The 23,345-nt window shown below is 28.6% G+C and carries 22 protein-coding genes; 15 read left to right on the top strand and 7 right to left on the bottom strand.

The annotated features are described in order from the left end of the window. Positions 1-64: 64 nt before the first annotated feature. On the top strand, positions 65-2,518 hold the full coding sequence (locus PHEL85_RS05795; RefSeq protein WP_036822236.1) for a thiamine pyrophosphate-dependent enzyme: 2,454 nt from the start codon (positions 65-67) through the stop codon (positions 2,516-2,518). A 21-nt stretch (positions 2,519-2,539) separates the two neighbouring features. Here the strand turns inward: PHEL85_RS05795 and PHEL85_RS05800 are convergent, their stop codons facing one another. Beyond that, a complete protein-coding gene (locus PHEL85_RS05800) occupies positions 2,540-3,814 on the bottom strand; it encodes a DUF2851 family protein (RefSeq protein WP_036822239.1) in 1,275 nt (424 codons plus the stop codon). A 112-nt stretch (positions 3,815-3,926) separates the two neighbouring features. On the opposite strand from PHEL85_RS05800, the gene PHEL85_RS05805 reads away from it, so the two are divergent. From PHEL85_RS05805 to PHEL85_RS18085, 10 genes are all read left to right on the top strand, one after another. Beyond that, positions 3,927-4,559: an NAD(P)H-dependent oxidoreductase gene (locus PHEL85_RS05805; RefSeq protein WP_036822242.1), complete on the top strand. Its 633-nt coding sequence runs from the start codon at positions 3,927-3,929 to the stop codon at positions 4,557-4,559. Positions 4,560-4,586: 27 nt separating this feature from the next. After that, positions 4,587-6,047, top strand: a complete 1,461-nt coding sequence (locus tag PHEL85_RS05810; RefSeq protein ID WP_036822244.1) for an aminoacyl-histidine dipeptidase — start codon at positions 4,587-4,589, stop codon at positions 6,045-6,047. A gap of 193 nt (positions 6,048-6,240) precedes the next feature. Further along, positions 6,241-7,005: a ParA family protein gene (locus PHEL85_RS05815; RefSeq protein WP_036822247.1), complete on the top strand. Its 765-nt coding sequence runs from the start codon at positions 6,241-6,243 to the stop codon at positions 7,003-7,005. A 1-nt stretch (position 7,006) separates the two neighbouring features. Further along, positions 7,007-7,891 (top strand): ParB/RepB/Spo0J family partition protein, encoded by an 885-nt coding sequence (locus PHEL85_RS05820; RefSeq protein ID WP_036822250.1) that lies wholly within the window; start codon positions 7,007-7,009, stop codon positions 7,889-7,891. Then, complete coding sequence (locus PHEL85_RS05825; protein WP_036822253.1) at positions 7,892-8,485, top strand: DUF5683 domain-containing protein; 594 nt, start codon at positions 7,892-7,894, stop codon at positions 8,483-8,485. A gap of 1 nt (position 8,486) precedes the next feature. Continuing rightward, complete coding sequence (dapB, locus tag PHEL85_RS05830) at positions 8,487-9,188, top strand: 4-hydroxy-tetrahydrodipicolinate reductase (RefSeq protein WP_036822256.1); 702 nt, start codon at positions 8,487-8,489, stop codon at positions 9,186-9,188. A 79-nt stretch (positions 9,189-9,267) separates the two neighbouring features. After that, a complete protein-coding gene (gene lepB / locus PHEL85_RS05835) occupies positions 9,268-10,971 on the top strand; it encodes a signal peptidase I (RefSeq protein WP_036822259.1) in 1,704 nt (567 codons plus the stop codon). Positions 10,972-10,976: 5 nt separating this feature from the next. After that, the gene (locus PHEL85_RS05840; protein ID WP_036822261.1) at positions 10,977-11,579 is read left to right on the top strand and encodes a WbqC family protein; all 603 of its coding nucleotides are present in this window, start codon (positions 10,977-10,979) and stop codon (positions 11,577-11,579) included. A 34-nt stretch (positions 11,580-11,613) separates the two neighbouring features. Beyond that, positions 11,614-12,192 (top strand): Crp/Fnr family transcriptional regulator, encoded by a 579-nt coding sequence (locus PHEL85_RS05845; RefSeq protein ID WP_036822264.1) that lies wholly within the window; start codon positions 11,614-11,616, stop codon positions 12,190-12,192. 133 nt (positions 12,193-12,325) lie between these two features. Beyond that, complete coding sequence (locus PHEL85_RS18085; protein ID WP_036822267.1) at positions 12,326-12,634, top strand: DUF6122 family protein; 309 nt, start codon at positions 12,326-12,328, stop codon at positions 12,632-12,634. Here the strand turns inward: PHEL85_RS18085 and PHEL85_RS05855 are convergent. The 6 genes from PHEL85_RS05855 to PHEL85_RS05875 are packed head-to-tail and all read right to left on the bottom strand — an operon-like array spanning position 12,625 to position 19,270. After that, complete coding sequence (locus PHEL85_RS05855) at positions 12,625-14,112, bottom strand: lipopolysaccharide biosynthesis protein (protein ID WP_036822269.1); 1,488 nt, start codon at positions 14,110-14,112, stop codon at positions 12,625-12,627. The two genes, PHEL85_RS18085 and PHEL85_RS05855, sit on opposite strands and share 10 nt — an antisense overlap. 4 nt (positions 14,113-14,116) lie before the next feature. Beyond that, on the bottom strand, positions 14,117-14,734 hold the full coding sequence (locus tag PHEL85_RS18255) for a glycosyltransferase (RefSeq protein WP_316931323.1): 618 nt from the start codon (positions 14,732-14,734) through the stop codon (positions 14,117-14,119). Between the two features lie 46 nt (positions 14,735-14,780). Beyond that, on the bottom strand, positions 14,781-15,380 hold the full coding sequence (locus PHEL85_RS18260) for a hypothetical protein (protein ID WP_316931325.1): 600 nt from the start codon (positions 15,378-15,380) through the stop codon (positions 14,781-14,783). Continuing rightward, entirely contained in the window at positions 15,377-16,567 is a 1,191-nt protein-coding gene (locus PHEL85_RS05865; protein ID WP_036822271.1) for a glycosyltransferase family 4 protein, read from the bottom strand. The genes PHEL85_RS18260 and PHEL85_RS05865 overlap by 4 nt, the downstream gene beginning before the upstream one ends. Beyond that, on the bottom strand, positions 16,564-18,981 hold the full coding sequence (locus tag PHEL85_RS05870; RefSeq protein WP_410477243.1) for a YfhO family protein: 2,418 nt from the start codon (positions 18,979-18,981) through the stop codon (positions 16,564-16,566). Before PHEL85_RS05870 ends, PHEL85_RS05865 begins: the two co-directional genes overlap by 4 nt. Positions 18,982-19,012: 31 nt before the next feature. Then, positions 19,013-19,270 (bottom strand): DUF4834 family protein, encoded by a 258-nt coding sequence (locus PHEL85_RS05875; protein ID WP_036822276.1) that lies wholly within the window; start codon positions 19,268-19,270, stop codon positions 19,013-19,015. Positions 19,271-19,449: 179 nt separating this feature from the next. Here PHEL85_RS05875 and PHEL85_RS05880 point away from each other — a divergent pair, with 179 nt between their 5' ends. From PHEL85_RS05880 to PHEL85_RS05895, 4 genes are all read left to right on the top strand, one after another. Then, positions 19,450-20,610, top strand: coding sequence for a transporter (locus PHEL85_RS05880; RefSeq protein WP_081965078.1), 1,161 nt, complete (start codon positions 19,450-19,452; stop codon positions 20,608-20,610). 18 nt (positions 20,611-20,628) lie between these two features. Continuing rightward, entirely contained in the window at positions 20,629-21,750 is a 1,122-nt protein-coding gene (locus PHEL85_RS05885; protein ID WP_036822279.1) for a hypothetical protein, read from the top strand. Positions 21,751-21,886: 136 nt separating this feature from the next. Beyond that, positions 21,887-22,594 (top strand): 16S rRNA (uracil(1498)-N(3))-methyltransferase, encoded by a 708-nt coding sequence (locus PHEL85_RS05890; protein WP_036822281.1) that lies wholly within the window; start codon positions 21,887-21,889, stop codon positions 22,592-22,594. Between the two features lie 41 nt (positions 22,595-22,635). Further along, positions 22,636-23,277, top strand: coding sequence for a DUF4159 domain-containing protein (locus PHEL85_RS05895; protein ID WP_036822283.1), 642 nt, complete (start codon positions 22,636-22,638; stop codon positions 23,275-23,277). Positions 23,278-23,345 lie beyond the last annotated feature (68 nt).

The raw sequence follows: 23,345 nt of genomic DNA on the forward strand, positions 1-23,345 counted from the left end.
AAGATTTACATTTTTAAATATCAACTAAAAAAACTATCTTTGCAATACCTAAAAAATCCAATAAATGTTGCAAGAAACACAATCAAAGAATAAACAAAAACTTTCTTTTGAGGATTTTAAAACTGAGGTCTTAAATGATTACAGAATTGCTAGAATTAGTAGAGAATGTAGTTTATTAGGGCGTAGAGAGGTTTTAACAGGTAAAGCAAAGTTCGGAATCTTTGGTGACGGAAAAGAAGTTCCTCAATTAGCAATGGCAAAAGCCTTTAAAATTGGTGATTTTAGATCTGGTTATTACAGAGATCAAACTTTTATGATGGCAATTGGTGAGTTAACTGCACAACAATTCTTTGCAGGTTTATATGCTCATACAGATATTATAGCAGATCCAATGTCTGCAGGTAGACAAATGGGTGGCCATTTTGCTACACATAGTTTAAATGAAGATGGAACCTGGAAAGACTTAACTAAACAATACAACTCAAGTTCAGACATCTCTCCTACCGCTGGTCAAATGCCCCGTTTATTAGGATTAGCTCAAGCATCCAAAATTTATAGAAACGAAAAAAGTGTTCAACATAAATCTAAGTTTTCGAATAATGGAAATGAAGTTGCTTGGGGAACTATTGGTAACGCAAGTACAAGTGAAGGTTTATTTTTTGAAACCATAAATGCTGCAGGAGTTTTACAAGTACCAATGTTAATGAGTGTTTGGGATGATGAATATGGAATCTCTGTTCATGCAAAGCATCAAACAACAAAAGAAAGTATTTCTGAAATTTTAAAAGGTTTTCAAAGAGAAAACAACAAAGATGGATATGAAATATTTGTAGTTAATGGTTGGGATTATGTTCAACTTATTGACATTTATAATAAAGCTTCAAAAATTGCAAGAGAAGAACATGTACCAGTTTTAATTCACGTTAAAGAACTCACACAACCACAAGGTCATTCTACTTCTGGATCTCATGAAAGATACAAAGGAAAAGAAAGATTAAATTGGGAAAAAGAACACGATTGCATTACAAAAATGCGAAACTGGATTTTAGATTTCGAATTAGAAGCTGAAAATGGTGAAATTTTACGCTTTGTAGATTCTGAAGAAGATATATATATCTTAGAAAAAGAAGCAAAAAAAGAAGTTGTAAGTGCCAAAAGAAATGCTTGGAACGCATTTATTAATGATATAAAACATGAAGTAGCTATTGCTTGTCAATTATTAGACAAAGTTGCAACAAAAAGTAAAAATAGCACTTTTATCATCAAGCATAAAAAAGATTTAATGGCTATTGTAGAACCTAGTAGAAAAGATGTTTTATCAACTGCAAGGAAATCACTTCGCTATTTAAAAGATGAAAACTTTGCTGAAAAAATATTACTTCAAAATTTTATAAAAAAATCTTTAAAAGTTGCAGAAGAAAAATTTTCATCACACCTACATAGTGAATCAGATTTTAATGCTGTAAGTATTTTAGAAAAAAAACCAGTTTACGCTAAAAAGAAAACTTTAGTTGATGCCAGAATTATTATGAGAGATAATTTTGATGCTATTTTAAAAAAACATCCAGAAGTAGTTATTTTTGGTGAAGATGCTGGTTTTATAGGTGATGTAAATCAAGGTTTAGAAGGCCTTCAAGAAAAATATGGAGAAATAAGAGTAGCAGATACTGGTATTAGAGAAGCAACAATTATTGGTCAAGGTATAGGATTAGCAATGCGTGGATTAAGACCTATTGCAGAAATACAATATTTAGATTATTTGCTATATGCATTACAAATTATGAGTGATGATTTAGCAACCCTTCAATACAGAACTTTTGGTAAACAAAAAGCTCCATTAATTATAAGAACCCGAGGTCATAGATTAGAAGGAATTTGGCATGCTGGTTCACCAATGGGTGGGATCATAAATAATGTTAGAGGTCTTCATGTTTTAGTTCCTAGAAATATGACAAAAGCAGCAGGATTTTACAATACTTTATTAGAAGGAGATGAACCTGCTTTAGTTATAGAATGTTTAAACGGCTATAGATTAAAAGAAGAGTTACCAATAAATTTAGGCGAATATAAAACTCCTATTGGAGCAGTAGAAATTCTTAAAGAAGGTACCGATTTAACTGTTGTTTCTTATGGTTCTACTTTAAGAATTGTTGAAGAAGTTGCGATTGAATTACAACAAGTAGCTATCAATATCGAAATTATAGATGCTCAAAGTTTACTTCCTTTTGATTTAAACCATAATTGTGTAAAAAGTTTAGCAAAAACAAATAAGTTATTAGTTATAGATGAAGATGTTCCTGGAGGAGCTTCAGCTTATATTCTACAAGAAATTTTAGAAAAACAAAATGGCTACATACACTTAGATAGCAAGCCAGCAACATTAACTGCTAAAGCTCATAGAACTGCTTATGGTACAGATGGAGATTATTTTTCTAAACCTTCTGCAGAAGATATTTTCGAAAAAATTTACGAAATAATGAATGAAGAAAACCCTAATAAATATAAGAGTTTGTATTAAACTCTGTTAAATAAAGTAAAGTTATTCTTTACTCAACAATTTAATTCCTATTGCGCATTGTAAACAACGTTTCTTTGCGCAATAATTATTTTTAAGCTCTAACAAAGATTGAGTTTCGTATGCGTTTTTCGCTTTAATTCTAATTGCATCAAATTTAGAAATAATGCTATTTTTTTCTGGTTTTATTTTTTGAAGAAGTTCTAAAAATTCACTTTCATTCACTTCTCCCCTATTCTTTTGATATAAAAACTTTAAAGGAATAATGGTATTTATCAATAATAAATCTTTAAACGATTTTGTAAGTTTTTTAGAAGATAATTTAGATGTTTTATCAAATGTATAATGTGTTTTCCAAAATGGATTTACGTTAATTTCAAACAACTCATAAAAACCTTTTAAGGTTTCTATCTTCATCATTAAAGAAAATAAATTTTGATGAATATGATACAAAGAAATTAATTGAGCAATTCGTATTGTTGGAAAATTTGGAGGTCTCATTCTAAAAAAAGAAAATTGATTCTTTGAAATAAAATTTAAGTTATATTTATGTTTTAAATACTGATACTCATTTTTTAATTGTTGATGATACTCATCTTCAAAACCTTCCTCTAAAAACCCTGCTTGCCCAAATAATAAAGCTGCTAATTGATTTTCATCAAATCTAACTTTTCTTAAAATTGAAAAATCAAAAGATTTCGCCAAATCTAAAAAAGCTTCTCCATTTACTTTTAAACCAAAATTCTTTGACAATAATTGAAATAAAACAGCTTCAAAATCATTTTGATTTGAAGTTAAAAGTGCATTCATTTCATTTGATTTTCGCTCTAATCTTTCAAAAAACAATCTTTCTTTCCAGTTCTCTACAGTAAAATTATCAACCGAAATAATTTCCTTTTCACAAGGAATCCATCTTTGTTTGGTAGAAAATAGATTTCTATAATTATTTAAGGCAGATTTCACAACAAGATCTTTCAAAACTAAAACCGGTAAAGGTTTATTATTTTTCATAAAAACAGTAGTATCATCTTCCCAAACAACATGTAAAATAACAGCGTCATAGTTTACATCAATTTCATGGTGATGTACATACCAATCTGAAGATTTTAAATGAATTTCTACATTCCCAACCCAAAGTTGATTGTCTATTTTTAATTGTGCATTTAAAAAATCAGGCCCAGAATTATGATTGTGAATTCCTGTTTTTAGAATTGTTAAATCCTCTTTAGTAGTTGTTTTTAAATTGTGAATAGAAAATAACTGGTACTTCCACACATAATGAAGGAAATCCTCATTCATAGTTTTTCTTTTCAAGGTACAAAAAATCATTTATACCTTCATAAATTTTTATAATCACCTTAATAGAAATCATCTAAAAGAATGCACTATTTTTGCATCATAATTAAGAAAAATGAATATTATAGATAGTTTAAAATGGCGATATGCTGTTAAAAAATTTGATTCAGAAAAACAGCTTTCAGAAGCACAAATAAATACACTAAAAGAAGCTTTTAACTTAACAGCAACTTCTTATGGCTTACAACCTATAAAGCTTGTAGTTATTCAAAATAAAGAAATTCAAAAAGAATTGGTTCCTCACTCAATGAACCAAACCCAAATCCAAGAAGCATCTCATGTTTTAGTGATTTGTATTCCTGATAATTACACAACCGAAGAAGTTAAAAACTACTTTAATTTAGTTAAAAAAATCAGAAATACTCCAGATGCAATTATCAATCCTTTTAAAGAGTTTTTAACTGCGGATATTGAGAAAAAAAATCAAGAAGAATTAGCTTTATGGAATAAAAATCAAGCATATATTGCCCTGGGTAATTTAATGACTGTTTGTGCTGTAGAAAAAATTGATGCTTGCCCAATGGAAGGATTTGTACCTGAAAAATACGATGAAATTCTGAACCTAAAATCACAAAATTTAAAATCAATTTTAGTTTTACCTGTTGGTTTTAGGGCTGATGATTGTTACATGAAAGATTTACCAAAAGTTAGAAAAGAAACACAAGAAATTGTGATAGAAATAAACTAAATTTATACCATAAAATTATTTAATAAAATGAGTGAAGCAGTAAGAAATTTAGAGCCTAAAATTGTTTGGAATCACTTTGCAGATTTAAATGCAGTTCCTCGTCCTTCGAAAAAAGAAGAACGTGTAATTCAGTTTATGGTAGATTTTGGTAAAAGTTTAAACTTAGAAACTTTAGTAGATAAAGTTGGTAATGTTATCATTTCAAAACCAGCTACAAAAGGTCTTGAGGACAGAAAAACTATTGTTTTACAGAGTCATTTAGATATGGTTCATCAAAAAAATTCTGATACTATTTTCGATTTTGATCAAGAAGGAATTAAAATGGTAATTGATGGAGATTGGGTTACAGCAGAAGGAACCACCTTAGGAGCAGATAATGGTTTGGGAGTTGCTGCAATTATGGCAATTTTATCTTCTAATGATTTAAAACACCCAAATCTTGAAGCACTTTTTACCATTGATGAAGAAACGGGTATGACTGGTGCGATGGGATTAGAAGGTGGGATTTTAAAAGGTGATATTCTTTTAAATTTAGACACAGAAGAAGATGATGAAATAGGAATGGGGTGTGCTGGTGGAATTGACATTACAGCAACCAGAAGTTATTCTGAAGAAGACGTTTCAAAATACTCTACAGCTTTTTCCATAACAGTAAAAGGTTTAAATGGCGGGCATTCTGGAATGGATATTATTAAAGGATTAGGAAATGCAAACAAAATAATGAATCGTTTATTATTTGATGGTTATACTAATTTTGGTTTAAGAATTTCAGAAATAAATGGCGGTAGTTTGCGTAATGCAATTCCTCGTGAAAGTTCTGCTATTGTTACAGTTGATAAAATTTCTAAAGAAGCATTTCTTTTAGAAATCGACTTACTTATCAACAACATAAAAGAAGAGTTTTTAACATTAGAACCTAACTTAATTGTTGATATCAAAAAAACAACATTACCAGAAAAAGTAATGGAACTAGGAGTGCAAGAAGGTTTATTAAAATCGATTTATGCTGCCCATAATGGTGTATACAGAATGAGTCCAGATATTACAGATTTGGTAGAAACCTCTAACAATATTGCAAGAGTAATTGTAAAAAACGGACAGATAAAAATAGGATGTTTAACACGTTCATCATCAGAAAGCAACAAATTTGATTTAGCAAACTCTTTAAAATCTGCTTTTGAATTATCTGGTTTTGATGTTGAGTTTTCAGGTGAATATCCAGGTTGGCAACCCAATGTAAATTCAGCAATTTTAGATGTAGTTGCTAATTTATATGAAAAATTACATGACGAAAAAGCAAATGTTGCAGCATGTCATGCAGGTTTAGAATGTGGTATTTTAGGACAGAATTATCCAAAAATGGATATGGTTTCTTTTGGACCAACTATTCTTGGAGCACATTCTCCAGACGAACGAGCTAGTATTTTATCAACTCAAAAATTTTGGAAGTTTTTAAAAGCTATTTTAGAGAATATTCCAAAAAAATAGAATATTAACACATGCTTATAACCGAAGTTTTTACTTCGGTTTTTTTACAACCAATTTTGTTTAAAAAATCAAAAAAACCAAACATAATTAATTAAATTACAGTATTTTACAAAATTATAGTTTTGTTAACATCTTTCACTTTCTAAAAACATAAAAAAACGTAATTTTACTACTTATAAGATAACTTGATATAATGGGAAAAATCATTGCAATTGCAAACCAAAAAGGTGGTGTTGGTAAAACAACAACAAGTGTTAATTTAGCTGCTTCTTTAGGTGTTTTAGAGAAGAAAGTATTGCTAATTGATGCAGATCCACAAGCAAATGCTTCATCTGGTTTAGGTATCGATGTTGAAGCTGTAGAATTTGGAACTTATCAAGTTTTAGAGCATACAATTTCTGCAAAAGAAGCAATTGTAAAAACGGATTCACCAAATGTAGATATGATTCCTGCTCATATAGATTTAGTCGCAATTGAGATTGAATTGGTAGATAAGCAAGAAAGAGAATATATGTTAAAAAAATCGTTGGAAGAAATTAAAAACGATTATGATTATATTTTAATTGATTGTGCTCCGTCATTAGGTTTAATAACTTTAAACTCATTAGTAGCTGCAGATTCTGTAATTATTCCTATTCAATGTGAATATTTTGCACTTGAAGGTTTAGGAAAACTTTTAAATACAATTAAAAGTGTTCAAAATATTCATAACCCAGATTTAGATATAGAAGGCTTATTGCTAACAATGTTCGACTCTAGATTACGTCTTTCTAATCAAGTAGTAGACGAAGTTAGAAAGCATTTTTCTAGCATGGTTTTTGATACCATTATTAGAAGAAATACACGCTTAGGTGAAGCACCAAGTTATGGTGAAAGTATTATTGCATACGATGCAACAAGTAAAGGTGCTGTAAATTACTTAAATTTGGCTCAAGAATTATTAAAAAAGAATTCGTAAAATGGCAAAAGCGACCAAAAAACAAGCTTTAGGAAGAGGATTATCTGCTTTATTAAAAGAATCTTCTAACGTTATTTCTGCATCAGATAAAAATGCAGATAAAGTTGTTGGAAATATCATTGAAATAGATTTAGACTTAATTGACGTAAATCCATATCAACCAAGAACTTATTTTGATGAAGAAGCGCTGAGAGAACTTGCAAGCTCTATAAGAGAATTAGGTGTTATTCAACCAATTACTGTTAGAAAATTAGAAGAAAATAAATTTCAATTAGTTTCTGGAGAACGTCGTTTTAGAGCATCCAAATTAATAGGAAATAAAACCGTACCTGCATACATAAGACTTGCCAATGACCAAGAAATGTTGGAAATGGCTTTGGTTGAAAATATACAACGTAAAAACTTAGACCCAATTGAAGTAGCATTATCTTATCAACGTTTAATTGACGAAATTCAACTTACACAAGAAGAATTAAGTACAAGAGTTGGTAAAAAACGTTCTACAGTAACCAATTATTTACGTTTGTTAAAATTAGATCCAATTTTACAAACAGGGATGAGAGATGGTTTTATTTCAATGGGACATGGTCGTGCAATGATTAATGTAGAAAATACAGAAGATCAATTAGCGATTTATGAGAAAATTTTACGCGAAAAATTATCTGTAAGACAAACTGAAGATTTAGTTAAAAGTTTAAAAACTGGCACAGTTGCTAAACCAAAGAAAAAGCCAGTTCCTGCTTATATTAAAACTAGTATTAAAGACATTAGCGAATACTTTGGACATAAAATAGACGTTACTGTTAGTACAAATGGTAAAGGAAAAATTTCAATTCCTTTTCATTCTGAAGAAGATTTCAATCGTATAAAAAACTTATTAAAATAAGTGCTTTTAAAAAAAATCATATTTGTTTTATGCTGTACACTTTTTTCTGCTACTTTTTTTGGGCAGAAAGATTCTGTAAATGTAAAAGATGTCAAAATTAAAGGAGACATTAAAATTGAAAAGGGTGGAGTTTACGATGCTTTAGCTCCTTCTAAAGCCGCATTTTATTCTGCTATTTTCCCTGGAATGGGACAAGTTTACAATAAAAAATACTGGAAAGCACCTATTGTTTGGGGAGCAATGGGAACTAGCATTTATTATTACTTAGACAATAACAAAGAGTATAAAAGATATAGAACAGCCTATAAATTAAGAAAAGTTGGGCTCCAAGATGAGTTTACCCAAGATGATGGAACTGAAGTTATTTCTTTAGAAACTTTAGAAAGAGCCCAAGATCAATTAAGTGAAAATAGAGACATGTCTTTATTAACAACAGTTATTTTGTATGTTTTACAAATTGTAGAAGCTAGTGTTAATGCACATTTACTTCAATTTAACACAGACGACAACTTATCACTTAAACCTACTTTTATTAACGACCCAACATATTTTGAGGCTCCAAAAGTAGGACTAACAATTAAATATAATTTTTAAAATGAAAATTGCACTATTAGGTTATGGAAGAATGGGTAAAGAAATTGAAAAAATTGCTTTATCTCGTGGACATGAAATAGTAATTAGAAAAGATGTAGATGATAAAATTGATATCACATTAGCTGATGTTGCTATCGATTTTAGTGTACCTTCTTCTGCTTTTAATAACATAACTAATTGTATAAACAATAATGTGCCTGTAATATCTGGAACAACAGGTTGGTTAGATAAATATGATGAAGCTGTTGCACTTTGTAAAGAAAAAAACAGTGCTTTTATTTATGCTTCCAATTATAGTTTAGGAGTAAATATCTTCTTTGAACTAAATAAACAATTGGCTAAAATGATGAGTTCTTTAGAAGATTACAATATTTCTATGGAAGAAATTCATCATACTAAAAAATTAGATGCGCCAAGCGGAACCGCAATTACTTTGGCAGAAGGAATTATAGAGAACTCTTCTAAAAAAGATTGGGAATTAGGTGGTAAAGCATCAGAAGAAAACATACCAATTGTGGCAACAAGAACTCCAGATGTTCCTGGTACACATACTGTTTGGTATGATTCTGAAGTAGATTCTATAGAAATTAAACATACAGCTCACAGTAGAAAAGGTTTTGCTTTAGGTGCAGTTGTTGCTGCAGAATGGATTATCGGAAAGAATGGAGTTTTCTCTATGAAAGATGTGTTAAACATCAGTTAAAAAATGTAACATTTTGGCTATTTTAAGCCTAATAATAAAATAAAATTTTTCTCTTTAGAGAAAATTAAAGTTTACAATTATGACATTTACAGAATGGTTTATCTTTTTTTTAGTAGTACAAGTAATTCACTTTTTAGGAACTTGGAAATTATATGTAAAAGCTGGTAGAAAAGCTTGGGAAGCAGCAATTCCTATTTATAACGGAATTGTTTTAATGCAAATAATAAATCGTCCTAAATGGTGGATAATTTTACTATTTATTCCTATTGTAAACCTATTAATGTTTCCAGTTATTTGGATTGAAACCATTAGAACTTTTGGTTTTTATAAAAAATTAGATTCGTTTTTAGTTATTGTAACTTTAGGATTGTATATCTTTTATATCAATTACGCTACTGACTCTAAATACAATGCAAATAGAAGTTCAAAACCTCGTTCTGAACTTGGAGAATGGATTAGCTCTATTGCTTTTGCGATTATTGCTGCAACTTTGGTACATACTTATTTTATGCAACCCTTTACAATACCAACATCCTCTTTAGAAAAATCTTTGTTAGTTGGAGATTATTTATTTGTAAGTAAATTTCATTACGGAGCTAGAGTTCCATCAACAGTAATTGCTGCACCAATGGTTCATGATTCTTTACCTTTTACAGGAACTGCATCTTATTTAAAGAAACCTCAGTTACCTTATACACGTTTACCTGGTTTGCAAAAAATTAAAAACAACGATATTGTTTGTTTTAATTGGCCTGCCGATACATTAGCTACAATGTGGGGAGATAATTCTGGAAAATACACATACAAACCTGTAGATAAAAAAACGAATTATGTAAAACGTTGTGTTGGTATTGCAGGAGATTCTTTAGAAATGAAAAATGGTCGTTTCTACATAAATGGAAAAGAAAATACTTTACCAGACAGAGCAAAATTACAGTTTTATTACACATATGAATCTAAAAAACCTATAAATCAAAGTACATATCCTAAGTTTTTAATTGACAAAGAAAGAACGAATGTCTATAAAATTCTAAGTGAATATTGGAATAATCCTAAAGTTCAAGCAGCTATAAAAGAAAATGGTTTCTTATCTAAAATTGGCTCCGATTCTTTATATACAGAAGTAGTTGGAGGAATAAATCCTCAGTTTGCTCAAAGATTAAAAATGCTTTCTGTTGATACTAAAATTAATATCAATTTAACTGATGAAGAAGTAGTACGTTTAAAAAAATACCCATTAACTGTTTCAGTAAATAAAGTGAATCATGGTGCAGACAATGCAATTTTTCCTCATGTAGAGAGCTTAGGTTGGAGTCAAGATAACTTTGGGCCAATTTATATTCCAGAAGCAGGAGCAACTGTAAAAATAGATTCAGAATCTTTACCTTTTTACGAGCAAATCATAAAAAATTATGAAAACAATGATTTACAAGTTGTTGGAGAAAACATCTATATTAATGGAGAAAAAGCAGATTCATATACATTTAAACAAGATTATTATTATTTAATTGGAGATAATAGACACAACTCTTTAGATGGTCGATATTGGGGTTATGTTCCTTTTGATCATGTTTTAGGAAAACCTGTAATGGTTTGGTTTAGTTGGGATGCCAATGCGCCTTCATTTGGTGAGAAAATAAAATCAATTCGTTGGGACAGAATGTTTACAACTGTGCATGGAGATGGAAAACCAGTTTCTTATAGGTATTTAGTTTTGGCCTTAATTGGTCTATATGTAGGTTATAGTTTCTACAAAGGAAAAAAGAAATCTGCTAAAAAATAAGAAGGATGTCATTATTTATCCCTTCTTATTTTGGACCTATTTCTGAATATTCAGAAATTGTAAAATCTGAAGCTGTTGTTTTTGAAATGGAAGATAATTTTCAAAAGCAGAGTTATAGAAATAGATGTTACATCTACAATTCTAATGGAAAACAGCTATTAAACATTCCTGTTAAGGATAAAAACAAAGGAAATTCTCAACGTAAAAAAACAAAAGATTTATTGGTTGATAATGAAGCTCATTGGCAAGAGCATCATTTAAAATCTTTACAAACAGCATATAGAACTTCACCTTTTTACGAATTTTATGAAGATGATTTACTATCTATCTTCACAAAAAAATACACTTTTTTACAAGATGTAAATATTGATACTTTTTTATTTATATCTGATGCATTACAAATACCTCAACAATACTCTAAAACAGAAGAATATATTGTTAAAACAAATAAAAATGATTTTAGAGGACTTGCAGATGTAAAAAACAAACCTAATAAATTAGTAGACAACTACATTCAAATGTTTGATGATAAACACGGTTTTATTGCGAACTTATCAATTTTAGACTTACTTTTTATGGAAGGCCCTAATACAATTAGCTTTTTGTAATAAAAAATTCATTAACTTTAGACAGGATTTTTTTATGGACTACTTTAAAATTTTTATCGAAAACTATTCAACTTCTCAATCTGAAGAGATTTTTAAAGCAATAAAAAATATAGTAAAAGCTAAATCTTACAAAAAAAATGATGTCATTATTGATTTAGGTGAAACGACTTCTAAATTTTATATTTTAAAAGAAGGTATGGTTAGAAGTTATGTTATTGATAATAAAGGTAAAGAGTATATTAAAAGATTGTATAAATCTATCTCTGGTTTTGCCCCTTTAACTTCTTTAATAAAAAAGAAACCATCTAACTATGTTTTTGATTGTTTAACAGATTGTGAGGTTTTAGAAGGTAATTTTTATGATTTTAAAGCTTTAGTAAATTCTAATCTAGAACTTTCACTTATTTATATAAAAGCTTTAGAGAAAGTCCATACAATATCAGAAAACAGAATATATGATTTATCAGTTTTAAATGCAACAGAAAGATATATCAAACTTAAAAAGCAAATTCCGGATATTGAAGACCTTATTCCTCAATACCATATTGCTTCTTATTTAAATATTACCCCCATACAATTAAGTAGAATTAGAAAAAAATCATTTTCAAAATAATCAATATAATTAACATATGTTAATTTATAACTGGTCTAAATAAACTAACTTTGTAATACTAATTCCCCCAATTTATTGTTACACTAACAATATATTTAAAGGCTTATTTTAAAATAAGCCTTTTTTTTTATTTATGACACTAGAGTTTATCATACATTATGGACTGCATTTTATAGCGCCATTTTTTATAGCCTACTTTTTCTTTAAGAGTAATTGGAAAATTGTTTACTTAATTTTCATTTGCTCTATGTTAGTTGATCTAGATCATCTTTTAGCAAATCCTATTTTTGACAACAATAGATGCAGTATTAACTTTCATCCATTGCACTCTTATATTGCAATTGGTTTTTATGGTGTTGGCCTATTTTTTAAGAAAACAAAAATCTTATGTTTTGCACTGTTATTTCATATGATTACAGACTATATAGATTGTTATCTATAATACTTCTTAAGAAGGTTATCGAATTCATTTGAAATATTAAGCTTCAGTACTAAAAAGATATATACAACCAAAATTAAGATACTTTTTAATGCGATATTAATTATTGGATGAATTGGAAACTTCCAAATATAGATATTGTTTATAGGAAAATCCCAGAAATTAAAACCGAGATATAAAACGGCAATAATTAAAATCATCATCAAAGATTTATTTGTAAAAGGCGTCATAGAAAACTTACTCTTGACAAAAAACAGTTTGAATGTATTTGCAGAAAATATAACAAGTAAAGTTGCTAATGCCAATCCATCAGTTCCCATATCTAACTCATAATAAAAAAGTTTATTTAAGAAATATACAGATAATGCCATCGTAACACTAATAGGTAACGTTATTCTGTAAAACTTAGAATTATTAATAATCGCACCATTATTTCCTAAAAAACCATTGTATAACTTCAGTGAAGAAATCATTAAAACAACTAATGCGCCACCAGCATATTCTACAGGTAATAACTTGAATAGTTGACCTACATTAGCATTTATCAAAACAAAGAAAAGCCCGCTAATTAACAGTAAATTAATAGAACTTTTTTTATATAAAGAAGCTACTTCTTTATGATTTTCTTCATTTAAAGTTTTAGATGTTAGAGGTTGTAAAATATTTAACATTGCTCTACTTGGCGCCTCAATAAAAGAACCAATAAAGACTGCTACAGAATAATAAGCAGCTTTTACTAAAGATTCTTTTCCTGGAATCATAAACTTATCAATATCTAAAATAATTGCGCCAGCACTTCCTGCTAAAATAATATAACCAGAAAAATGGAGTACTTCTTTAAAATTATCCGGTTTAGAAAAGGTGAATTTTGGCATATATAATTTGAATGCATAAAACATCATTACAAACATTCTTAAAAAGTACGCTCCCGTTAAATAATAAATAAATTCTGCCTTTGTAATAAGCTCAAAATAAACAGCAAATAGTAAAATCATTACTACAACTCTATTCCAAAGTTCTTTTAAAATGTTTCCAAAAACAGATTGAAATTGAACTTTAGCCCATGCATAAAAAATTTCGAAATAAGCACAAGCAACTGCTACCAAATAAATTACAAACGTATAATCTTTTATTATTGGGTTTTCTATTGATAGATAATCTCCTATTTCATTATAAAAAAGGTTACCAAAATAAGCAATTGGTATTGCCACTAACAATGGTAAAAACAAAACAGAGGACAAGAAACGATCTTGTTCTAATTTTGTAAAATAACTTGAAAAATATTTTACAATTGTATGATGAATTCCTAATGCAATTAAAGGCATTAATAAGTTTGATGTAGATAATAAAAAAGTAACCAAACCATAATATTCATCTTCAAGAAAACGAGTATATAAAAACAAGGTATTTATTCCACCAAAGGCAAAACCTAAGTAAATAAAAAGTGTATTCTTAAAAGATTGTTTTAATATAATTCCCATTTTACTAATGTAGACTTTTAATTATTGATGCTAACTTTTTAGTTAATTCTTTTCTGTGATATTTTTCAATATTTTTAGAATTCACTTCTAAACTACCTTCATTATATTGAAGATAAAGTTTTAATATTTCTGATGACAACTCTTTCTCATTAGAAAAATCAACAACACAACCCGCATTTGTTTCTTTTAGAATTTCTGATAAATCTCCTTCTTTTGGTCCAATAGCTAAAATGGGTCTTTTTGCTGTTAAATACTCAAATAGTTTTCCGGTTAAAATCCCTTTAGACTTTTCTATATTCGGAATTAACAACAATAATACTTGTGCTTTTTTCTGATATTCTATTGCTTCAAAATGATTTACGTAACCAACAAAATTTACATTTTCAAGTAAATTATTATTGCCAACTTCTGTTTTAACTTCATCAGAAATATCACCGATAAAATTAAGTTTTAAATCTCTTTTAAAGTTTTCATTCTGAGAACAAAGTTTTTTTAAAACTCTAAATAAAACCTTTGGATTGCTTTGTTTTGGTAACAAACCAATGTAAGAAATCGTAAATTTTTTATCTAACCTTATAATATTTCTAGTGGATACTTCATCATCAAAACCATTGGTAATCACCTCTACTCTATTGGCAGTTTTTTTAAATTCTTCTTTTAGAGTATTACTAACTGTTAAAATACAATCTGCATTTTTTTAAAACAGCTTCTTCTAACTTTCTATTTTTGTTTTTTGCGAATGAAAGCTGATTAAAATCTTTATTATAATACAAATCAGACCATGGATCTCTAAAATCTGCAATCCATTTTATATTGTTTTTTTGCTGTAATTTATGAGCAATTAAATGCATGCTATGAGGTGGACCTGTAGAAATTATAGCATCAATTTTGTTTGAATCTAAATATTCTTGTAGATATTTCACAGAAGGTTTTACCCAAAATATTTTAGGATCAGGAATAAAGAAATTTCCTCGAACAAAGGATAACAAACCACTTTTACTTACATTTGAAACACCACTTTTCTGTGATTTATTTTTCTTCCAAAAAAGAAGATTTGTTGGTTCCCAAATTGATTGTTTTAAAACTTCTATATTTTTTGGAACTTCTTTAATTAACGTATTATCTTCTTTCGGGTAATTCACATTATCAACAGTATATACAACAGGTTCTATTCCGAATTCTTGTAAATATTTTACAAATTTCAACCAACGTTGAACTCCAGAACCTCCTGCAGGTGGCCAATAATATGTAATTATTAGTACTTTCAATTTTGTAAATTATCGTATAAATGTAGTAGTTTTTTTGAAGTTTGCTCCCATGAAAATTTATTCTTAATAAAATTTTCACCGTTTTTTCCTAATTCATTTCTTAATTCAGAATTTTCATAAAGAATTAATACTTTATCAGAAAAGTCATTAACATCTCTATCTTTATGAACTAAACCTGTGTTATTTTTTTCTACCAACCCTTTTTGAGCAGTTGCATTACTTACCAAAAGTGGTTTTGCTAAACTCATGTATTGAAAAATTTTATTTGCATAAGCTACATCATGTTGCAAATTTCTATGCAAAGGCGAAATACAAATTTCACTTGCCAAAATATAAGATTGAAATAAAGAAACATTTTGCCATCCTTCAAAATCAACATATTTTTCAAGGTTTAAATCTTTTACTTGTTGTTTTAAAACAACATCTGTAGTATTCTTACCAACAATAACTAACTTAATATTTGGTATTACATCTTTTAAAGAAATTAAAGATTCTATTACAGTTTGCAAACCTCTTCTTAAATGAGTATCTCCTAAATACAGAAGAACAAAATTATTTTTATACTTATTGATGATCGAATTATCTAAAGTATAATTTTTATAAAATGATTCTCTAATAGTGTTTGGCACTAAAACCAATTTGTCTTTTGATGTTGGAATTCTTTCTTCTAAATTTTCGAGAAATTCTGGTGAAACAGAAATCACTTTATCTGCTTTTTCTATAAACTCTCTTTCTTTAATTTTCCATTTTGATGGAGAAATAATATATTTTCCAGGAAATTTTTGAAGATGTGGATACAGTTTCATCACTTCTGGCATATTATCATGCAAATCTAAAACAACAGGTAATTTAAACGTTTTATTTGCACTATATACAGCCTCTGCAATTCTTATATCATGTATATGTAAAGCATCAATATTTGTTTCTTTTATAAATTGATGAATCTTGTTTTTCATCAAAAAAGTATAAAAAGGAACAGTGTAAGCTAAGGCAGATAATTTATACTTTAGTTTATTAGAAGCATATCTTTTTACTTGAATTCCATTAATAATTTCTGATTTCTTTTCATTTGCATATTTTAAACAAAAAAGAAAAACTTCATGTCCGTTATTTACTAAAGAAACTGCTTCATTTTCTACCCTTGGATCAGGTGGAAACTGAGCATCTAAAATCATTCCTATTTTCATGCTTTCTTCTTCTTTTCATAAAAGAACCAACCAATTGATATTAAAATTAGTAAAGCATAAGATGATAATGATATTATTTTTCCTTGTTGAATTACTTTTGGCTCAAACTTGAACACAATTTCATGATTTCCTGCTGGAACTATCATTCCTCGTAAAACATAATTTACTCTAAAATGTGGAGTTAATTCTCCATTAACATAAGCATTCCAACCTTCTTTATAATAGATTTCAGAAAATACAGCAAACTGTTCTTTTTCTGTTTTAGATTGATAGGTTAATGTTGTAAGATCATTCTTAACCAATTCTATTCTTGCAGTTGAATCTATTTCTTGTGGAAACTTTATTGCCTTCTTCTTTTCAAATGGTTTAGCAAAAACTGCCTGTATTTTAGTATTTAAAGAATCTAATGCTTGTATTTCTTCATTTGCAGAATTTACAACTTTTACATTTTCTACAAACCAAGCATTTCCATTTGCATCAGGATTTAGTTGTGCTTGTTTTTCTCCTTTATCATTACCAATTATAAAATACTTGGTATTTAACATGTTTAAAACCTGCATGTTATTTTTTGCTATTTGATATTCAAACAGCTCATTATAACGTCCTAATTTTGCAGCATGGTAACCACCAATTGAATTATGAAAATAAGATGTACTTCCATCATTCATAGGATTTACAGTAAAATTACCAACTCTAAAATGTGCTTTATCTTGTAAAATTATTTTATCGGCAGTAGAAGCTGTAAATGGTTTTTCTATTTTTCTAGACGATTTAAAATCATCTTCCTTTACATATTTTTTATCAACCGAAATTAAATCAAACAGTATAAAAGCAACTAATACTAATATTGCTACACCTTGTTTTAATTTGTTCTTTAATAACATAAATAAAACTCCAGCAGAAAGTAACATTAAAATTATAGAACGTAAAGAGTCTATTAACAACATCGATTTTCTATCAGAAATTATTGCATCTATTAATCCCGGTAATTGTGCGTATTGTGAATCTCTTGTTCCTTCGAAAGTGGCAAAACCATGAGCTAATAAAAACCCAACAATTATTAATCCACCAAAAACATACATAGTTTTCTTTAATGCATCTTGTTTTTCTTCTAAAGAAACAGAAGATGAAAAGAATTCTTTTAATGCTAAAACACCTAAAATTGGGACACACAATTCTGCAATAACTTGTATCGATGAAACTGCTCTAAACTTGTTGTATAAAGGAAAATAATCAATAAAAAAGTTGGTTAACACATCAAAATTTCTTCCCCAACTCATTAATATTGAAAAAACCGTTGCAGCAACTAACCATTGTTTTAATCTTCCTTTTACTAAGAAAAATCCTAAAAAGAATAAAAAGAAAACTACAGCCCCAATATAAGCAGGCGCTTCTACAATTGTTTGATCTCCCCAATAGGTTAAAACTTGAGAAGCATAATCTTTGGCTACTTTTTTTCCTGCAGCATCTTCTATCGTTTGATAGAATTTAGAATCTTCTCCCAATTTTTCAACTGTTCCTCCACCCATAAAACGTGGAATAAACAGATTAAAAGTTTCTAGTTTAGCATAACTGTATTCTGTAATATATGCTTTATCTAATCCTATTGAAGCTTCTTTTTTAGATCCATCTGTATTTATTGTTAATTCAGATTTTCCCCTTGTACTATGGTCTGCATATTCTTTCATCGCCATTAAACGCGAAGAATTTGCTCCAATTCCTAATAAAACAGCTGCAATAATTACCACACTTTGTTTTATAAAAACCAGAATCGTTTTTTCTTTAATTGCATTTATAAGTTCTACGATTCCTAATATTAATAAACAGAATCCTAGGTAATAAGTCATTTGAGGATGATTAGAATAAATTTCTAAAGCCATTGCAACTCCTGTTACCACAAAACCAAGAATGTATCTTTTCTGAAAAACCCACAAAATTCCTGCTAAAACCAAAGGCATATATGCAATTGCATGTGCTTTTGCATTATGTCCTGCTCCAAAAATGATAATCAAATATGTAGAAAACCCAAAGGCGAGTGCTCCTAAAATTGCCAATCTCCAATTGACTTTTAAAGCCATCATCAATACAAAAAAACTTAGAAAATAAAGAAAAGTATAATCTGCTGGTCTTGGTAAAAAACGTAAAGTTCTATCTAATAATCTTACAAAATCATTCGGATAATAAGCACTTACTTGATACGCTGGCATCCCACTAAAAGAAGCTCCAGTCCAATAAGGTTCTGCATTTTTGTCTGCCCTAAAATCATTAATATCTTTTACCATACCTCTAAATTGAGTGATATCAGATTGATTTAGTTTTTGCCCTTTTAAAACCGGGTGAAAATATATGATTGAAGCTAATGCAAAAATTACAATAGCTATAATATAAGGTATAACTTTATTAAAAATTTTCAAGTGAATACTTTTTAGTTAATGAAATCTCAAATTAATCAACTTCCTCAAAATCAACATATTCACCAACAGAATCTTTACCCTGTTGTTGCTTTGTTGGTTTTTTATCAATTACAGTTTCTCCTTCTGGCACAGTACTTTTTTGTTGTTGTCCTCCTCCATATTGCTGTTCAGCTTTCTTTTTGATTGTTTCTGCCGCTTTTTTCATTAAAAAAGGTGCAAATAATCGTGCTAAAAACTTAAAAGCATAGTAAAAAAGAAGTATAAAGAATATAGTCTTTAGTAAACCCATTTAAATTTATGTTTATAAAAAAATCATTCAAAAATAACAATTTGAAGACAATTGAAGCGTTAACAAACTATAAAACTTTCATAAACTCAAAAAAGTATTGTTTGCTTTTAAAAAATAGCATTTTTAACCTATGTTTGTGTTAATTGATAGATACTATATTTAAAATTGTATTCTAATTTATGAAGAACTTTTTTTCGAATCTCTTTTTATTCTTTTCCCTACTTGTAATCAACTCAATACAAGCACAATATACAAATGTAATCAATTCTAACAAACCTGGTTTTTCAGAAAGCCCCTATAGTGTTGGCTCGGGAGTATATCAATTTGAAAGTAATTTTTTCTTAAAAAACACAAGTATAGAGCCTACTTTTTCTAGACCACAATCTTTTGGTGTAGACTTGCTTTTTAGAACAAGTTTTTTTCTTGATAAATTAGAATTAAATACTCAATTAACGTATCAAAGAGACAAAGTAGCTTTTAAAAATATTTTTACTTCTCATTATTTTTCATCAGGATTAAGCAAGTTTACAATTGGAGCGAAATACTTATTATTTCAACCAGAATACACAGATAAAACAAAAGAAGTTAGAAGCTGGAAAAAACGAAATGCATTTGACAAAAAACGTTTTATTCCTTCTGTAGCTTTATACTTAGGGATGAATACTGATTTTGTAAACGAAATTCATAAAACAGAAAGTATTACACCAAAAGTGGGTATTTTATTACAACACAATCTTACTAACCAATTCAACGTTATTTCAAATGTTTATTATGATAAAATTGGCACTGATTTCTCTGAAATATCATATATAATTACTGCAACACAAAATTTTGGTTCTAGATGGTCTGGTTTTTTAGAACATCAAGGAATTTTTCAAAAATATCAGAATAATTTAAATTTAGGAACAGGATTAGCATACCTGTTTAGTAAAGATTTTCAAATAAATGCTTCTTCAAGATACCTTATAGAAGGAAAAGCTTCCGGGTTTTATGGTAGTTTAGGAATCTCATATAGAATTGACAACCACGAAGATTCTTATGTAGATTTAGATGCACAAGAAGTACTATTGAAAGATACTCCAATTACAAGATACAATAAAAGTCAACGCGGTTTTTTTAATAGATTATTGAATATTTTCAAGAAAAAGGAAAGTAAAAAATCTACTAGAAAAAGACCTAGTAGAAGTAGAAAGCAAACTTCAACAAAAAAGAAAAAAAGTGGTTTTTTAGGTTTGTTTGGAAAGAAAAAACCGAAAGTAAAAAAGAAAGAAACCGATATAGAAAAACTAGAAAGAGAAATAAAAGAGCTAGAAAAGGAAATGAAGAAAAATAACAAATAGAAATGCTATTTTTGTAATATGATTACAATCAAAAAAGTTACTTCCAAAAAAGAAATGAAAGCTTTTGTGCTTTTTCCTTTTTCATTATACAAAGACAACAAATATTGGGTTCCACCAATTATAAAAGACGAAATTGATAATTTTGATCCTGCTAAAAACCCTGTTTTCGAAAATGCTGATGCTCAGTTTTTTGTAGCAATAAAAAACAATAAAATTGTTGGTAGAGTTATTGCTATTATCAATTGGTTTGAAGTTGAAAAACAACAAATTAAAAAAATGCGTTTTGGGTGGTTTGATGTAATTGATGATATTGAAGTTAGTAAAGTTTTACTCAATAAAGTTAAAGAGATTGGAATAGAAAATAAACTCGAATATATTGAAGGTCCTGTAGGTTTTAACAATTTAGACAAAACAGGTGTTTTAATTGAAGGTTTCGATCATTTAGGAACCATGATTACTTGGTATAATCACCCCTATTACAAGGAACATTTAGAACAGTTAGGTTTTGTAAAAGAGAAAGAATATCTAGAAAATAAATTCAAATTTAAAAATGTTGATGGTGTTTATTTTGATAGAATTAGTAACATTTTAAAAAGACGTTTTAAACTAAAAGCTTTAGATTTTACAAAGACAAAAGACATTATGCCTTATGTAGATGAAATGTTCGAAGTTTTTAGTGCAGCGTATTCTAAACTATCAACTTTTGTTCCTATTTCTGATGCTCAAATTGCGTTTTTTAAAAAGAAATACATTTCATTTATCAACCCAGAATACATAAAATTTGTGGTTGATGAAAACAATAAATTAGTTGCTTTTGCAATTGTAATGCCTTCTTTTTCGGAAGCTTTACAAAAAGCGAAAGGAAAATTATTTCCTTTTGGATTGTTTCATTTATTAAAAGCTAGAAAACACGCAAAAGACGTTACTTTCTATTTAATTGGTGTGCATCCAGATTATCAGAATAAAGGTGTACATGCCATTATTTTTGATCAATACACAAAAACATTCGCTCCTTTAGGTATTGACAACTGTATTAGAACTCCTGAGTTAGAAGACAACGAAGCGATTAAAAAATTGTGGGAAAACTTTAAACCTGTAACTCATAAAAGACGTAGAACTTATAAAAAGAGTATTCAGTAATTTAGTCTTCAGTGGCAGTCGCAGTTTTCAGTTATCACGAATGAAAAAAATAACGAATGTCATCTCGAAATGAGCTTTTTTAGCGATTGAGAAATCTCAATTTTGACCTTTAATTATTAAACTTTGAACCCACAGCATGCAACTATTTTATAATTCAGAAATTACTGTAGAAACAACACAAATTACTTTCGATAAAATTGAAAGTAAACATATTGTACGTGTTTTACGTAAAAAAGAAAATGACATTCTTAAAATCACAAACGGAAAGAGTTATTTGTTTGATGTTAAAATCATAGTTCCAAGTGATAAAAAATGCGTTGCAGAAGTTATTCATTCTGAAGAAAAACCAAAACCTTGGAATTATTATTTACATATTGCAATTGCTCCTACAAAACTGAATGACAGAATAGAATGGTTTTTAGAAAAAGCAACAGAAATTGGTATTGATGAAATTACCCCAATTATTTGTACTAACTCAGAACGTAGAGTGGTTAAATTAGAACGATTTGAAAAAATCATTCAATCTGCCATGAAACAATCTTTAAAATTTACATTGCCAAAACTAAATGCTCCTGTTAAACTAAATCAATTTATCAATCAAGATTTTGAAGGACAAGTTTGTATTGCACATTGTGAGGAACAAGATAAAAACTTATTACAATCTGTTATAAAACCATCAGAAAAAACAACTATTTTAATTGGACCAGAAGGCGATTTTTCTGTTGATGAAATAAAAAAATTTTTAGATAAAGACTTCACTCCTATTTCTTTAGGTGAAAGTAGATTACGTACAGAAACTGCTGCATTAGTTGCTGTAAATACGGTTTCGTTTATCAATCAGTAAGTTTTTCTTATATTGCTTTCTTATTCGTACTAAATTAAAGAATGAAGCACCTTTTTTTACTATTATTCACTTTATCATTGTTTTCAATTTCAGCACAAGATGTTGCAGTTTTAAAATACAATGGTGGTGGAGATTGGTATGCAAACCCAACTGCAATTCCTAATTTAGTAGCGTTCGCAAACGAAAATATCAAAACAAATATTACTATAAACCCTCAAACTGTAACTATTGGTAGTGAAGATATTTTTAACTTTCCGATGTTATTTATGACGGGTCATGGAAATGTTCTTTTTTCTGACGATGATGCTAATAATTTAAGAAATTATTTAATTTCTGGCGGATTTTTACATGTTTCAGATAATTTTGGTTTAGATAAGTTTATAAGAAGAGAATTGAAGAAAGTATTTCCTTCACTAGATTTTAAAGAAATCCCTACAAATCATCCAATCTATAATCAGACTTTTAAATTTCCAAACGGAATTCCTAAAATTCATGAACATGACAAAAAAACTGCTCAAGGTTTTGGTTTATTCTATGAAGGAAGATTGGTTGTTTTTTACGATTATGAAACAGATTTAAGTGATGGTTGGGAAGATGAAATTATACATAACAATCCTAAAAGCGTGAGAGAAAAAGCACTTAAAATGGGTGCAAACATTATAGAATATGCTTTTAAAAATTAAAAAAGTGTCAGTTCGAGCGCAGTCGAGAACTAATACAACCTTTCGACTGCGCTCAAGGAGACAAATTA

The sequence above is a fragment of the Polaribacter sp. Hel1_85 genome (genome assembly GCF_000766795.1).
GTDB lineage: Bacteria > Bacteroidota > Bacteroidia > Flavobacteriales > Flavobacteriaceae > Polaribacter.